General features: G+C 45.5%; 16 protein-coding genes. 8 read left to right on the top strand and 8 right to left on the bottom strand.

Going from position 1 to position 15,800, the window contains the following annotated elements; genetic code table 11:
- The first annotated feature begins 177 nt into the window (after window positions 1-177).
- From cysK to cobA, 8 genes are all read left to right on the top strand, one after another.
- Window positions 178-1,113 carry a cysteine synthase A gene (gene cysK / locus B649_RS04445; RefSeq protein ID WP_015653311.1) on the top strand — a complete coding sequence of 312 codons (936 nt, stop codon included), beginning with the start codon at window positions 178-180 and terminating at the stop codon, window positions 1,111-1,113.
- A gap of 24 nt (window positions 1,114-1,137) precedes the next feature.
- Window positions 1,138-1,368: a DUF2061 domain-containing protein gene (locus B649_RS04450; RefSeq protein WP_015653312.1), complete on the top strand. Its 231-nt coding sequence runs from the start codon at window positions 1,138-1,140 to the stop codon at window positions 1,366-1,368.
- 9 nt (window positions 1,369-1,377) lie between these two features.
- Window positions 1,378-2,085, top strand: coding sequence for a phosphoadenylyl-sulfate reductase (locus B649_RS04455; RefSeq protein ID WP_015653313.1), 708 nt, complete (start codon window positions 1,378-1,380; stop codon window positions 2,083-2,085).
- Window positions 2,086-2,208: 123 nt separating this feature from the next.
- Complete coding sequence (gene cysD, locus B649_RS04460) at window positions 2,209-3,120, top strand: sulfate adenylyltransferase subunit CysD (RefSeq protein WP_015653314.1); 912 nt, start codon at window positions 2,209-2,211, stop codon at window positions 3,118-3,120.
- A complete protein-coding gene (gene cysN, locus B649_RS04465) occupies window positions 3,120-4,526 on the top strand; it encodes a sulfate adenylyltransferase subunit CysN (RefSeq protein ID WP_015653315.1) in 1,407 nt (468 codons plus the stop codon). The genes cysD and cysN overlap by 1 nt, the downstream gene beginning before the upstream one ends.
- Before the next feature lie 10 nt (window positions 4,527-4,536).
- On the top strand, window positions 4,537-6,117 hold the full coding sequence (locus tag B649_RS04470) for a nitrite/sulfite reductase (protein WP_015653316.1): 1,581 nt from the start codon (window positions 4,537-4,539) through the stop codon (window positions 6,115-6,117).
- Entirely contained in the window at window positions 6,089-7,396 is a 1,308-nt protein-coding gene (locus B649_RS04475) for an aminotransferase class V-fold PLP-dependent enzyme (protein ID WP_015653317.1), read from the top strand. Before B649_RS04470 ends, B649_RS04475 begins: the two co-directional genes overlap by 29 nt.
- Window positions 7,393-8,202 carry a uroporphyrinogen-III C-methyltransferase gene (cobA, locus tag B649_RS04480; RefSeq protein ID WP_015653318.1) on the top strand — a complete coding sequence of 270 codons (810 nt, stop codon included), beginning with the start codon at window positions 7,393-7,395 and terminating at the stop codon, window positions 8,200-8,202. Before B649_RS04475 ends, cobA begins: the two co-directional genes overlap by 4 nt.
- Here the strand turns inward: cobA and B649_RS04485 are convergent.
- The 8 genes from B649_RS04485 to B649_RS04520 form a co-directional block, all read right to left on the bottom strand.
- The gene (locus B649_RS04485; protein WP_015653319.1) at window positions 8,195-8,608 is read right to left on the bottom strand and encodes an Rrf2 family transcriptional regulator; all 414 of its coding nucleotides are present in this window, start codon (window positions 8,606-8,608) and stop codon (window positions 8,195-8,197) included. The two genes, cobA and B649_RS04485, sit on opposite strands and share 8 nt — an antisense overlap.
- Before the next feature lie 84 nt (window positions 8,609-8,692).
- Window positions 8,693-9,751 carry a hypothetical protein gene (locus B649_RS04490; protein WP_015653320.1) on the bottom strand — a complete coding sequence of 353 codons (1,059 nt, stop codon included), beginning with the start codon at window positions 9,749-9,751 and terminating at the stop codon, window positions 8,693-8,695.
- 118 nt (window positions 9,752-9,869) lie between these two features.
- Window positions 9,870-11,012 (bottom strand): ABC transporter permease, encoded by a 1,143-nt coding sequence (locus B649_RS04495; protein ID WP_015653321.1) that lies wholly within the window; start codon window positions 11,010-11,012, stop codon window positions 9,870-9,872.
- Window positions 10,999-11,928, bottom strand: coding sequence for an ABC transporter ATP-binding protein (locus B649_RS04500; RefSeq protein WP_015653322.1), 930 nt, complete (start codon window positions 11,926-11,928; stop codon window positions 10,999-11,001). Before B649_RS04500 ends, B649_RS04495 begins: the two co-directional genes overlap by 14 nt.
- Window positions 11,915-12,871 (bottom strand): HlyD family efflux transporter periplasmic adaptor subunit, encoded by a 957-nt coding sequence (locus tag B649_RS04505; RefSeq protein WP_015653323.1) that lies wholly within the window; start codon window positions 12,869-12,871, stop codon window positions 11,915-11,917. The genes B649_RS04500 and B649_RS04505 overlap by 14 nt, the downstream gene beginning before the upstream one ends.
- Before the next feature lie 56 nt (window positions 12,872-12,927).
- The gene (locus B649_RS04510) at window positions 12,928-13,716 is read right to left on the bottom strand and encodes a polysaccharide deacetylase family protein (RefSeq protein ID WP_015653324.1); all 789 of its coding nucleotides are present in this window, start codon (window positions 13,714-13,716) and stop codon (window positions 12,928-12,930) included.
- 40 nt (window positions 13,717-13,756) lie between these two features.
- Window positions 13,757-14,755 (bottom strand): M48 family metallopeptidase, encoded by a 999-nt coding sequence (locus B649_RS12120; RefSeq protein ID WP_015653325.1) that lies wholly within the window; start codon window positions 14,753-14,755, stop codon window positions 13,757-13,759.
- Window positions 14,752-15,795 carry a YjgN family protein gene (locus B649_RS04520; RefSeq protein WP_015653326.1) on the bottom strand — a complete coding sequence of 348 codons (1,044 nt, stop codon included), beginning with the start codon at window positions 15,793-15,795 and terminating at the stop codon, window positions 14,752-14,754. The genes B649_RS12120 and B649_RS04520 overlap by 4 nt, the downstream gene beginning before the upstream one ends.
- Between the last annotated feature and the right edge of the window lie 5 nt (window positions 15,796-15,800).

The raw sequence follows: 15,800 nt of genomic DNA on the forward strand, positions 1-15,800 counted from the left end.
GAATAATATTGTATCTTTAAAGTCCACAAAATAGGGATTTTTGAAATAAATATCAAATAAACACTACTAATTCAATAGAATTACTTGACAATGAAAAAATATCTCCGTATAATTCTTCCAGTTTGAAACGAATGAGCATTCATTTAAGATGAATCTCACCAAGGAAAGGAGTGAACAATGAAAATTGCAGCCAATGTCACGGAACTGATCGGAAATACACCGCTCATTACGCTAAACCATTTTTCGGACGGATTAACAACGATCATAGGAAAATGCGAATTTATGAATCCATCTGGATCGGTTAAAGACCGAATTGGATGCAATATGATCCTCCAAGCCCTACAGCGTGGTGAGATTACCGAAGAGAGTGTTATTATTGAGCCGACAAGCGGGAATACCGGGATCGCCTTGGCAAGTGTCGCCGCAAGCCTGGGTTTAAAATTAATTTTGACAATGCCAAGTTCAATGAGCCTGGAGAGACGACGTCTTTTGGCGGCCTTGGGTGCGCAGATCGTTTTGACCGAACCTGAAAAGGGGATGGGCGGAGCCGTAGTCAAAGCAATCGAGCTTGGGAATTCAATTCCCGGAGCGGTTGTTTTACAACAGTTTAACAACCCTGATAATTCCCAGATTCATAGAGAAACGACGGCGGAAGAGATTTGGAGAGATACCGATGGGCAAATCGATATTTTTGTCGCGGCTATCGGAACGGGCGGAACGATTACCGGTGTGGGAGAAATACTCAAAAAGTATAACCCCAACATTCAAATCATTGCGGTAGAACCGGATGCTTCAGCGGTACTTTCGGGAGAGTTGGCAGGTCCTCATAAAATACAGGGGATTGGGGCCGGTTTTATTCCTCAAGTGCTTAATCGGGGTATTTATGATGAAATCATTCGAATCACGAATGATGAAGCGATTACAACAGCAAGAACGATTGCAAAAACGGAAGGACTTTTAGTGGGAATTTCATCGGGAGCCAATGTGGCTGCGGCGAAAAAGATCGCAGAACGTCCTGAAAATCGAGGGAAAAAGATCGTAACGATTTTGTGCGATACCGGAGAACGGTATCTAAGTACGGAGCTTTATGAATACCCCTCTGAGAATACGTAAATGCGTTATTAAGGAAGGGTCGTAATGGGAGAAAAACATTATAGAAGTGTGATTAAAGCTATTTCATGGCGTACCGTAGGGACTATAGATACCATGATCGTATCCTACTTTATCACAGGGGATTTAGTGATGGCCGTCTCAATCGGCTCCATCGAAGTGGTTACGAAGATGTTTTTATATTATTTACATGAACGAGCATGGAATAAAACGAATTTCGGTCGAGTCAAAGTGGTCGAAAACGATTATCAGATATAGGTTGATGGGATGAAAAACGATTTTGAATTATTAAATGCGTGGTTTGAGGATGCATCGATCGAAACGGTACTTTCTCACTTTTTACAAACGTATAAAGGCCGGATTGCTTTAGCTTCGAGCTATGGTGTGGAAGATCAGGTTTTGACCGATCTGATGGTAAAAATTGATCCGGTAGCAAAGATTTTTTCACTCGATACGGGAAGACTTCCTGAAGAGACGTATACCCTGATGGATCAAACGAATCGAAAATACGGGATTAATGTCGAGGTTTTCTGCCCCGACAAAACGAGTCTCGAGGAGCTTTATAAAAGTCAGGGGATTAACGGGTTTCGAGAGAGTATCGAAAACCGAAAAGCATGCTGTCAGGTTCGAAAGCTAGAACCGCTGCGCAGGGCTTTGAGCGGCTTAGAAGTATGGATTACAGGATTACGCCGATCTCAATCTCCTACACGTGAGACGATGCAACTCGTCGAATGGGATGAGGCAAATGGCCTGATAAAACTCAATCCTCTCATCGAGTGGAGTGAACAAATGGTCTGGGATTATGTGATAGAGAATAAGGTCCCTTACAACGTGCTGCATGATCAAGGTTATCCGAGTATTGGATGCGCACCGTGTACGCGAGCAATACGCGAGGGAGAAGATCTCCGAGCCGGACGATGGTGGTGGGAAAATCCTGAGCATAAGGAGTGTGGACTCCACATAAAAAGGAAATGACAATGAAATTTTTGTTGGATATTTTGGATGGATTACTCGAGGATAATGAGTACTCGAGCCGCAAAGAGTTGGCCGATTGGGCTATTTTTATTTGATTGAAAAACGGTAGCAAAGGAGAAGACCATGATTAGTCAAGAACGAAAAACACATCTTAAGGCATTAGAAGCCGAAGCGATTCACATCATGCGCGAAGTGGTCGCGGAATTTGACAATCCGGCAATGCTTTATTCGATCGGTAAAGATTCATCGGTGATGCTTCATTTAGCGATCAAAGCATTTTATCCGGCAAAGTTGCCATTTCCATTACTGCATGTCGATACGACATGGAAGTTCAAAGAGATGATCGAGTTTCGTGATCGTCGTATTAAAGAGTTGGGATTAACGTTGCTAACCCATGTAAATCCCGATGGGATTGCACGGGGGATCAACCCTTTTATCCACGGAAGTGCCGTGCATACCGATGTGATGAAAACCGAAGGGTTAAAACAGGCTTTGAATTATTATGAATTTGATGCCGTTTTCGGCGGTGCGCGTCGTGATGAAGAGAAAAGTCGGGCAAAAGAGCGGATTTATTCGTTCAGAGATAAAAACCATCGATGGAATCCGAAAAACCAGCGTCCTGAGTTGTGGAATATCTACAACGGACGGGTTCATAAGGGGGAGAGTATTCGTGTATTTCCCCTCTCGAACTGGACGGAACTCGATATTTGGCAATACATTTATCTCGAAAGTATCCCGATTGTTCCGCTTTATTACTCGGCGTTGCGTCCGGTCGTTGAACGTGACGGGGTAAAAATAATGGTGGATGATGAGCGGTTCCCGCTCCAAGAAGGCGAAGTACCAAGCATCGAAAATATCCGTTTTCGAACGTTAGGGTGTTATCCGTTGACCGGTGCGGTGAACAGTGATGCTACAACGCTTCCGGATATTATCCAAGAGATGCTTCTGACAAAAACGTCTGAGCGCCAAGGGCGTCTGATCGATGCCGACAGCTCAGGTTCCATGGAGAAGAAAAAAATTGAAGGATATTTCTAATGGCACATCAATCAGATTTGATAGCCACCGATATCGAGGGTTATCTTAAAGAACAAGAACACAAAGAGTTGCTCCGCTTTATTACCTGCGGGAGCGTGGATGATGGTAAAAGTACGTTGATAGGGCGTCTGTTGCACGATTCAAAAATGATTTTCGAAGATCAGCTCGAAACGATAAAAAATGACAGTAAAAAGTCGGGGACGACAGGGGATAAGATTGATCTGGCACTTCTTGTGGACGGTTTGCAGAGTGAACGGGAACAAGGGATTACGATCGATGTGGCGTATCGCTACTTTTCAACCGATAAACGCAAGTTTATCATCGCCGACACACCGGGGCATGAACAATATACCCGTAACATGGCGACAGGAGCCTCGACAGCGGATTTAGCGATCATTTTGATCGATGCTCGTTATGGGATCGTGACGCAAACGCGCCGTCATTCGTATATTGTCCGTCTTTTGGGGATTCGCAATGTCGTTGTGGCCATCAATAAAATGGATTTGCTGAATTTCGATCAAGAGGTATTTGATAAGATTAATGCCGAGTATCGTGCATTTGCTGAAGGACTTGGAATCAAAGGTATTTATTCGGTACCGCTTTCGGCACTGGATGGAGACAATGTGGTCACGAAAAGTGATCGCACCCCTTGGTATCAGGGATCAACACTTTTGGAGATACTTGAAGAGGTTCCCCTCGCATCTGCCTCGGTTGAGGGGCCGTTTCGTATGGTGGTACAATATGTCAATCGTCCGAATCTCGATTTTAGAGGATTCGCTGGAACGATAGCATCAGGAACACTGCGTGTAGGGGATTCTATTACAACGTATCCGTCGCTCAAAAAGGCAACGGTGAAATCGATTGTAACGTATGACGGGGATTTGGAATCAGCCTCAACCGGAGAAGCGGTAACGCTTACATTGAATGAAGAGATTGATATCAGTCGCGGAAATGTTTTGATTAAAACGGATGAGTCTATTTTGCAAAGCAATGCGATCAAAGCAAATTTGGTATGGATGGATGAGGAGAGATTTCTCCCGGGTAAAAGCTATCTATTTAAACGAGCATCAACCGTTACGACCGTGTACGCGGATGGAATTGACTATCGTGTCGATGTCAATACCCAAGAACGTCATGATGCAGTGGATTTAGGGCTCAATGATATCGGATCGGTCCGTTTGGTTTTGGGTGAAGCGATTGCCTTTGATTTATACGAAGAAAATCGAGAGATGGGGGGCTTTATCCTCATCGATAAAATTACGAATAATACTGTAGCTGCCGGAATGATTACCCAAAGCGCGGAGAAGGAGAGAGCGGTACAAAGTACCGTATCTGAATTTGAGATAGAGCTAAATGCTCTTATACGGCGGCATTTTCCGCATTGGAATGCTGCGATAATCGAATAAGGAAAATGTTATGGCGAATGAAACAAAAGCTGAACGAATTGAGCGTATTAAACGCGAGAAAGATGGATTGGAAGTCATCGCCGACATTTATCGATATGCTTTAACCGGCGAGGTGATTGATCCTGAAGATATTGATCGTTTTAAATGGTATGGAATTTATACCCAAAACCGTAATCTTCAGGAAGCGGATGATACTACTCAGTATTATATGCTGCGTGTGAAGCTTGAGGGAGGGAGTTTAACCTCTAAACAAGTTGAAGTTTTAGGAAAAATCTCCGTTGAATTTGCCCGTGAAAGCGGTGATTTGACGACCCGACAGGATATTCAGTTTCATTGGCTGAAAATAGAAGATTTCCCTGAAATATTGGAACGTCTCTCCAGTGTTGGACTGAGTGTGGTCGGTGCATCGGGAGATTGCCCGCGTAATATTGTGAGTTGTCCGGTGAATGGAATTGATCACGCTCAGATCGATGATGTCCGTGATGTGGTGGTTGCATTGAACAACCTGTATCGGGGAAATCCCGATTTTTCGAATTTACCTCGTAAATTCAAAATTGGTGTCAGCGGGTGTAATAAACATTGTATTCAGCACGAAGTGCAGGATCTGGCATTTACCGCTGTCAAAAACGGTGATGAGCTCCGATTCAGCGTAAGCGTCGGAGGTGGACAGGCGAGTAATCGACGTATTGCCGATCATATCGGTTATGTGAAACGTCGTGATATTGTCAAGATCGCCGAAGCGGTTGCCCGTATCTATCGGGATGCAGGTAGACGTGACAATCGAAGCAAAGCCCGTTTGGGTCATTTGATTGATGATTGGGGTGTTGAACGCTTTGTTGCTGAACTGGAAAAAGAATCCCGTGTAGAGTTGGAGCGTTACGATACGGCACCTTTTACACCGTATCCGCGACGCACTCATTTCGGTGTTGCCTCTACGATACGTAAAGGGTATAACACGATAGGGTGTGCATTGACCAGCGGACGGATCAAGGGTGAACACCTGTTGAAACTCGGACGTATCTTGGATTTTTACGGTGCTGAGGGGATAACGCTGACAACGACACAAAATTTTGTGATCCTGAACGTCCATTCCGATGTAACGGAACCGATGCTCGATACCCTGCAGGCGGTGGGATTTCATCCTCACCCGAGTGTTTTTGAAGCACGAACGTTGGCATGTACGGGATTGAATTTTTGTAAGTTTGCGGTGAGTGAGACAAAAGATTTGGCGATTGAGGTGGTGAATTATCTGAATGGTAAATTCCCCGATTTTGACGAACCGGTGAGTATCAGCATTAACGGCTGTCCAAACTCGTGTGCCCATCCGCACATCGTAGATTTGGGATTTGTCGGAGCAATCGTAAAACGGGGTGATGAACGTCTCAAGGGTTTCGATTTAATTGTCGGGGGGCATCTTGAAGGTGAACAAAGCCGTTTTGCCGTAAAAACGGGGGTCAAAGTTTCTGCCGATGAGGTTGCACCGCTTATTGAAACATTGATCCATGAGTTTGAAACCAGTAAGAGTGTCGATTTTGGAAATTTTTTATTGGAGAAATACGCACATGAATCAGTTATTCCGTCCATTCCTTGAAGAGGGTGATAAATACGCCCAATTAGGGCGAAATACGATTGGTGTCCATAAAAAAACCTATTTCGATTTTACGGCGTCGGGTTTGGCGTATGAACCAATCGAAGCACGGGTTCGGGAAGTGCTTGAAACGTATGCGAATACCCATTCTAAAGAGGCATCAATGGCCGCACGGACGGATCGTTATTACCGTCAGGCGAGAGAGCATTTAAAAACCTTATTGGGGTTGGACAGTTCATTTGCCTTGATGCCGTGTGGATGCGGTGCTACGGGAGCGGTGAAACGGCTGCAGGAAATTTTGGGACTTTATATCCCTCCGGCAACACGTGCACGTTATCGTTCATTGCCGCCTGTCAATGAAATGCCGTTGGTGATTGTCGGACCGTATGAACACCATTCCAATGAGATCAGCTATCGTGAAGCACTTTGTGAAACGGTACGGATCGGATTGAATGTAAAAGGATTGGTGGATCTTGAGCAGCTTGAAGAAATTTTGGAAGAGAACAAAGATCGAGAGCTTATCGGGTCGTTTTGTATCGCATCCAATGTGACCGGAACGATTACCCCTTATGGAGAGATCTCGGCAATACTTCGACGTTACGGAGCTATTGTCTGCTTTGATGCGGCAGCTTCGTCACCGTATCTGAATATACCGTGCGAGCTTTATGATGCGATGTTTTATTCACCGCATAAGCTTTTAGGCGGACCGGGATCATGCGGTTTATTGGCAATCCGAAAAAATCTTTTCGATGCAGATGCCAAACCTACCTTTGCCGGTGGTGGCACGGTACGCTATGTTAGCCGTACCAGCCACTATTTTATTGATGGTGTCGAAGATCGTGAAGATGCAGGAACACCGGGGATATTACAGCTTATTCGCGCAGCTTTGGCGTATCAGCTTCGTAACGAACTCGGATTTGAGTGGATAGCGGAACGTAAAAAAAGCTTGTATGGGCGTTTTATCGAAGGATTAAAAGAGATTGAGGGCGCGACCTGTTACGGCTGTCGAAAGGCAGAAAATATAGGGATTGTCTCATTTAACGTAAAAGGGATTGATCCGTACGCCTTGTGTGCGCTTCTCTCGGAATCAAAAGGGTTTCAAACACGTGCGGGATGTTCGTGTGCCGGACCTTACGGACATGATTTATTAGGACTGGAGGATGATACACCCTTCCAAGCGCGGCCGGGTTGGTTGCGTATCAGTATCCATTATTCGCAGGATATAGAAGATATCGATGCGTTATTGGAAGCAATTAAAAAATCGATAAAGAGGCTCGGATGACCAAAATATTACAACCGATTTCGGCCGAATCACATTATTCATTTTCGGCGAGAAAAGGAAAAGTATATCTCGTAGGCTGCGGCTTGGGAGATGTTGAACAGTTGACACTCAAAGCGTATCGGATTATCCGTGAAGCTCAGATTGTTTTGTATGATAATCTCATAAGTAAAGAGATTTTAGATTTGATCCCACCTGAAACACGGAAACTCTATGTAGGAAAACCAAAAAAATCTCATAGTATTACCCAAGAGCGGATCAATCATTTAATAGCGGATTATGCTGATCAGGGATACAGCGTTGCACGCTTAAAAAGCGGTGATCCCTACATTTTCGGACGGGGAGCGGAAGAAGCGCTTTATTTACTGGAGAGAGGCTACAACGTTGATGTGATCGCTGGGATATCTTCCTCAGTAAGCGGACCTGCCTGTGCCGGTATTCCTCCGACCGCGAGAGGATACGCTACCAGTTTTTCGGTAGTATCGGCGCATTTGAAGGAGGGTAAATTTAATGCCGATTGGCTGCCGTTGTTAAAACTCTCTAACCATACCACGGTTGTGTTGATGGGGCTGAGTATTGCACGAAAGATTAAAACGTCGGCGTATGCGATCGGAGTTCCCCATAATCTGCCGGTAGCGATCGTATCGAACGCTTCGCGCCCTGAACAAGAAAGTATTATAACGACCTTGGCAGGATTGGAACGAGCCGCTAAGAATGTCGATGGTCCGGCGGTGATTGTGTTTGGCAATGTAGTTAAACTTTACGGAAAACTGCCGCAGTATCAACGTCAGGAAGTTCCGATTATATAAAATACATTGATTGTTGATCGAGTGCATTGCCTTGATCGACGAGATCTTGGAGTGTTTCGTTAAAAACACCTCTCATATCATCTCGGATACGATTCCAATACAGATGCAAAATCGGTTGCAATCGTTCGTCCGATGGGTTGCACAACTCCCCTTCCAACGCGATTAAGATATCAAATACTGAGATGGTATTTGGAGATTTAGCCAGTAAATAGCCTCCGCCGGCTCCCCGTATACTTTGAATCAACCCCTCTTTACGCAATGTTGCAAGGATTTGTTCCAGATAATTTTGGGGGATATTGGCTTTTTCAGCAATATCACGAATTTGAAGATGGCCTTGCCCGTAATGAAGTGCTAACTCATACATGGCTGCAAGGCCATAGCTCCCTTTTGTCGAAATACCTGCCACTATTTTCTCCTTATCGGATTGTTATAGAGGTATTGTATTTCAGTTAGCGTTAATACACCATTAAGGACATCGATTTATCAGAGTTTATTCGCTATCTTTTGGTGATTTAAACGATTTTACATCGATTCGGCGAGGTGTCCGTTTTGGTGCTGCAGGTGCTTCGGATGGTTTTCGATCCTGATAAGGTTTTTTGTCACCGTAAGGCTTCTTGTCACCGAACGGTTTTTTGTCGCCATAAGCTTTTTTCTCACCAAAAGCAGGTTTGTCACCGTAAGGCTTCTTATCTCCGAACGGTTTTTTATCACCATAGGCTTTTTTCTCACCAAAGGCAGGTTTGTCACCGTAAGCTTTCTTCTCCCCGTAAGGCTTTTTTTCTCTATCGGATGGCTTTCGCTCGTCGGAGCTTTTTTCCTTGTCACTGAAGAATTTTGGTTTGCTGCTGTAAGGAGTTCGGGTTGCTTTTTCTGCATCTGAACGAGGTGTACCGTCGATGTAATGGTTCCGCTCGCGGGTTTTCCCCTCAAAGATCGGTTTACCGTTTTCATCTTTACCGACAAATCGAGGTTTGCTGTTGTACTGTTTTTTAGCGGAAAAACCATCCCCCTCATCGCGCTTGCGTTCAGGACGGGTATCACGGACCGGCTTTTTATCACGATTTCTCGGATCTTGTGCATCACGAGCTTCGCGCTCTTCGCGGCGCGCTTTTGCTTCGGCTTTTTGCTGATTGCCGACTGCGATTCCGAAGTCAGGTTCGAATCCTTTTACTACCTCTTGAGTGATAGTGCGTCCGTTGAGCAATTCGATAGGATAGAGACGTTTTTGATCCTCTTCATCGAGGGTGATGAGGGCATACTCTCTCGCTCGTGCATATCGTGACATATAGACGATCGCTTTTTCCGGGAGATCATAGCTGATGAGTACTTCACAGCGTAAATCAGGAGTTTTTGCCAATTCGGCATCACTGAGAACAGTGATGTTTTTTCCTGCAAATAGGGCTGGAAGCTCTCCGGCATCATTAGAGGTAGCGATGAGAATGGTTTTTCCCGCATTGCGATCGATTAAAAAATGGATAAGTTCATTTTTACGTGGGCGGTTACACGGGTGGATACGATGGTTCTGGCGTTTGATTGGTGTCGATGACATAAAAAGTCCTTGGATACATAAGCCTCATACATGAGGTGGGGATAAGCGGTCGGTGAAGAGTCTCAAGCGTAGACCGAAAACGCAAATGATTGTGTAATTATAGCGTAATTCAGATGGCTTAATCGAGGGTCTTTTTGTAAAACTTGACGGCAAGCGTCATCATCACCAAAGCAATGATGATCAACGGCCAAATATTAGGCCAAAGCATCGCAAAATCGTTGTTTTTGAGGACGATACCTCTAATCAGACGGTTGAAGTAAGTGAGTGGAAGTATCTCGCCGATATGCTGTGCCCATGTCGGCATTCCGGAGAAGGGAAACATGAAGCCTGAGAGGAGAATACTGGGGAGAAAATAGAAGATTGTCAGCTGTAACGCCTGCAGCATATTTTGCGCCAAAGAAGAGATGGTGATACCGATCGTGAGATTGACGGCAATGAAGAGCAGAGCAACACTATAGGCTAAAATAATCGAACCGTTAAAGGGGACGTCGAATACAAAATGGGAAGCGAATAAGATCAAGGAGGCTTGGATAAGCCCGATAAAGACATACGGGATAATCTTTCCTGTCATAATCTCCAGCGGTCGTGCGGGGGTGGCAAGGAGATTTTCCATCGTACCGCGTTCACGTTCGCGAGTGATAGCAAGTGCTGTCATCATGGTGAGGGTCATGGTCATAACGGTTCCCATGAGCCCCGGAATGATATTGTACTGATTGATACCATTGGGATTATAGAGGCGATGGACCCGTATATCAAACGGTTTTTTTTGAGACCAAAGTCCTGATAAAGATCCCGTTAAATCTTTTTTAACCACCTGCTCGGCGATCCCTTCGATTGACAACAGGGCAATGGAAATTGTGATAGGGTCAGTCGCATCGGCTTCGAGGAGAATAGAGGGTTTTTCGCCTCTTAGAAGCTTTTGGGTGAAACCCGGAGGGATGGTGAGGATAAACTGGATTTCCCCTTTTTGCAGGGCGTCTTGGGCATCTTGGGGATTTGTAATCTGGGTATCAATGGCAAAATATTCAGATGTCTGCATCGATGAGAGTAATGTACGGGTAAATTCGCTCTTATCATAAGAGACGACGGCGGTTGGGAGATGTTTGGGATCGGTGTTGATCGCGAATCCGAACAGTGCAAGCTGGATGATGGGTAAAACCACCATCATGGCAAACGTCACACGATCGCGTTTGAGCTGTAAAAACTCTTTAAGCACGATTGCCCACCAACGTTTGAAACTGAAAGCATTAAAGGGTATCACGAGTCTCTCCGTAATTATCATGCGTCTGTTTCATGAGATAAATAAAGACATCTTCCAAAGAGGTTGGTATGGATTTATAGTGTTCTGCACTCAGTACTTCTTCGATCGCTTGAGGATTTTTTCCGCTGACATGCAGGGTTGATCCGAAAATAACGGTTTGCTCGATGGCAGAGTGCTTTTCAAGCGATTTTGAAATATCCATCAACCGATCACCCATAATTTCATAGGTAAAAAGTCTTTGGCGTTCAATAATGCTTTGGGCACTTCCCTGTGCGAGGAGATTTCCGTACGCGATATAAGCGAGTTTATGGCATCGCTCTGCTTCATCCATGTAGTGGGTACTGATGAGTACTGAAACCCCTTGAGCGGCGAGTTGATGCAGCTCTTCCCAAAAATCGCGTCGTGCACTGGGATCTACCCCGGCCGTGGGTTCGTCAAGCAGCAAGAGTTTAGGATGGCGTAGCATGCAGGCTGCAAGTGCTAGACGTTGTTTCCATCCTCCTGAGAGAGAACGTGCCAGCTGGGAGGAACGGGAGGTAAGTCCGAGCGTTTCGAGTGCTTCGTCAACGATGTGTTTACGGTTGGCGAGTTCGTACACCCGTGCAACAAAATCGAGGTTTTCGCGGATACTTAAATCTTCCCAGTAGGAGAATTTTTGGGTCATATATCCTACTTCCCGTTTGATTGCATCGCTTTGGGTCGTGATGTCATAGCCCAGACAGTGACCCTCACCGCTATCAGGGGTCAGTAACCCGCACAGCATCCGAATAGCGGTTGTTTTTCCACTTCCGTTGGGCCCTAAAAATCCGAGGATTTCTCCGCGATTGACCGTAAGCGATAAATCTTTAACGACGTGCTTGTCGCCAAAATATTTGTTCAGACCTCGAACGTCGATTGCAGTGTCAATGGCGTTCAAGTGAGACTTCCACAGGCTGACCCGGATGGAGGAACGGTGCATCGATCCGATCAGGATACGCTTCGATCATATAGGTGAGTTTATCTTTGGTCTCGTTGCTGTAGATAATCGGAGGTGTAAATTCCGCTTCGGGAGAGATATAGGTGACTTTGGCGCTGATCTTTTTCCCGTCATTGCGGGAAATAATCGCTACTCCATGGCCGATTCGGAGGGATTCCGCGATATTTTGAGGAACAAAAAAACGGATTTTTATGTTTTCGGGTGGGAGGAGTCTAATGATGATTCCTCCCAGAGGGACGAATTCCCCTTCGCGGTAGAGTGTGTCGAAAACCAGCGCGTTATAGCGTGATTTCACCCCTTTTTCATCCACTTTCCATTGCGCCAGTGCGACTGCTGATGTAAGCTGCTCTATACGGGCTTTTTGTGCGGTGATTTGATCGAGACGTTTGGAAAGTTTCGCCACGTCCACCGTATTTTTGAGTTCTTTGACCTTAGCGGCAGTCGTTTTTGCCAGAGCTTCGGAATCATCGAGTTGAGTTTTTGAGACGGCATTGGCGGGATAGAGTGCTTTATTTCGGTTGAGTTGTATAGCGGCATTGTCCGCATTGGCGAGTGCTTGAGAGAGTTGAGCCTTGAGTACTTCGATCTCTTCGGGGCGTGACCCTTTTTGATAATCTTTGAGGGTTGCTTCCGCCGCAGAGAGATCAGCAGCAGCTTGCTGCAGTGCCAATAGCTCGCTATCGCATTCCAAAGCAAAAAGATTGGAATGAAGAGATACTTGATCTCCCCGTTTAACGAAAAGTTTATCGAGTTTGCCGCTTTGGGTTGAGGCGATATTGATATACTCCCCTTCGGCATATCCGTTATATGTTTGTGTGTCTGCTTTTTGGCATCCGCCAAAGATGAAAAGAGGGAGGAGAAAAAGGAGTGTTGTCGTTTTCATAAAAATTATTATAGCGCTTTAGTGCCCAAGTTCGCCACGTGATTCGGTGTCAATGTTTATCGGTACGCTTTAATCCCCAGCATATCATCGAGACGTAGGAACGTATAGCCTTTGCTTTGGAGCTGTTCGATGATACCCGGGAGTGCTTCGACGCTCGCATGATTGGCACGACTGCTGTGCATCAGGATAATATCTCCGTTTTGCACATGGGTAATCACATTTTCGGTAATAGCATCTTTATCTTGGAGTGCCCAGTCGAGTGAATCAAGGGACCAAAGAATCGTTGTATATCCTTGATCATTGATCGTATCCATTACCTCTTGGTTGATCGAACCGTACGGCGGACGAAAGAGGAGGGGATGTTTTCCGGTAATGTTTTCGATCCGATGGGATGTTGCATTGAGTTCATCTACGATTCTTTCTTTATCGATCTTACTAAAATGGGGATGTGTGAAACTGTGGTTCAGTACCAAATGCCCCTCATCAAACACCCGTTTTGTGACGGTAATATTCTGATCGACCATCGGTGCACCGATCATAAAAAAGCTCGCTTTGACGTGGTAGAATTTGAGAATATCCAAAACTTTGTCGGTATTGTTCTCATCCGGAGAATCATCAAACGTGAGAGCCAATTTTTTTCCCTGTGAACCATCTCCGTTCAGATAAATATGGGTGTAGTTCCCATCACGGATCGGAGCCGTTGTATTATCGCGCCATTGGTGTAAAAAGTGTGTGAGGTTTGCATCCAGCCGGGGAGAATCGCCTCGAATGCAGTAGTGAGAAATACACCCGGTAAAAAGAACAATAGGTCCGAGGGTGAGGAGAATAATCAGCAGTTTTTTCATACGGTCATTTCAAAGTCAAATAAAATCGCGTTATTATAGCCTAACGGGAAAAGGCTTTAACCCGCTCTTTGGTATCGGGATGACTTGAAAAGAGTGTTGATGACGTGTTGGTGTCTGGATCGATTCGCATGAGAATATCACTAAAGCGGTGCGGAGGTATATGCGCTTTTAGGAGTGTTTCAAGGGCGAATGTGTCAGCTTCATCCTCCATATCACGTGAATACCCCTGTTGGAGCAATATCGCCGGAATCCCTGCGGCAAGATCGGAATAATTACTGATATCACCGGTCACCATGACCAAAATAACTCCCGAACCGATGGATTGAAGCATCATTCGTACAATATGCTTTTGTTTGACGTGTCCCAGTTCATGAGCTAAGACGGCCATGATCTCTTCATCGTGTTTGGCTTTGTCAATAAGCTGATCGGTAATGATGAGTTTATTTCCCGGAAGCGCAAAAGCATTTGCTCCGATGGTTGTGCTGTTCCGAAATAAAAGCTCGAAGGGCGGACACTCTTGTGTCGTACAAATGAGTTTGAGATGCTCTAACAGTTCTTTTTGTCGATGGACGGTTAATGTCGTTGGATTAAGATAGAGTTCATCGAGTGTCTCTAATGTTTCAGCCCCTATTTTCGCTTCTGTATCGGTTGGAAATACGGTCGCGGCGTATTGGGCGAGCGAGGGGAGTCCCCAGCGTAATAATGAGGCGATAATTGCCACCGTCACTATCAGTGCAGCTGCCGCATAGAGGAGCTTGTTTTCGAGATGGCGGGCAAGATTTTCGGGTGTAGCAGATTTTAATGTTATTTCCAAACGTCGAATCGCATCCCTATCGCTGCTGTGGATCTCTGCATTATCCGAAAGATGAATAACCGTGCGTGCGCTTCCGACCGTTGGATCGATAGTAACATTCGACAGGGGTATATCAAGGCTAAAATCGGCACATTTTAGGGTGAGAATCGTCTCATAGACCGTGATAATTGCCGGATAAAGACGGGAGGTTTTCCCGTCATAATATTCCCCTGCGAACTCTATCATGCGATACCGATATCCATATCGAACAGATCGGAGATCTCTCCGCCGAGGGCACTTATGTTCTCACGTGCTTGGGTAGCAAAAGCGCCTAAATCATCCGAGAGAAGGTTCAAATGCTCTGATCGGTAACGGGCGAGGCGGACAGCGGCAAACGGGATAAAAAGCCCGAAGGTAACAGCAATAAGGATCAGATTGGAGATATAAATCCAGATCAGATCGCGTGCGCGTTGTGTTGAGTTAAAACGGACCGTTCCCAAGACGAGATGGTTGTAAAAAAGGTTGGCTTTTCGGGCTTGGATAAAAGCGATAAGGATAGGAATAATAAGGTAAAAAGAGATGAGTCCGACGAGAATCAGCGAACTGATTGCCGTGATGATAAGCTCTTTCGGCATTCCCATCGTTGAGAGTTGATAGGCACTGAAGATACCGTAGGCGAAAATCCCCATTGGAATAAAGAGCAACCCAAGAGCGATTAGATAGACACCCCAAAACGGCTTTAATGACCCATCGTACGTTGCCGGTGTTTCTCCGTAGACATAGTTTGAGGCCAAGAATTTTACTTGACGATACGCCGTGTAGGGGAGGGCCAGACCAAGACTCACAAAGGAAAGAACAGGGAGGAGTAAATAGACGATAGCCGCTTCGCCGACGGTCCCGATAAAGTTAAACTTCAATCCGCGATAAGCACTTTGACGGGATGCAAAACGCAATGCCATAACGATAATCCAGGGTGAAGCGATCATAATACCCAGCATAATCAAACCTGCAATCATCGGTGCAACAGAGCTGGTGATGGTGTAGGCAATCAAAAGAGCGGCGGCAACCAGTCGCCCTTTGAGGATTTGCATCGGTGTCGCCAGATATGAAAACGGGGTATTGTCCAGCAACGTATGCCCGTAAAACCATCGATTGGTTCGTACTTTTGCCCATGCGGAATAGATGCCGAGAGTGATGATCGTCAATGCGAGGTTGACGATCCAAATACGGAAATATTCACCCCCGGAACCGGTGAAAATAAAGGGATAACTTTTTGGGATACTCATCAAAA

The sequence above is a fragment of the Candidatus Sulfuricurvum sp. RIFRC-1 genome (genome assembly GCF_000310245.1).
In the GTDB taxonomy this organism is placed as follows: domain Bacteria; phylum Campylobacterota; class Campylobacteria; order Campylobacterales; family Sulfurimonadaceae; genus Sulfuricurvum.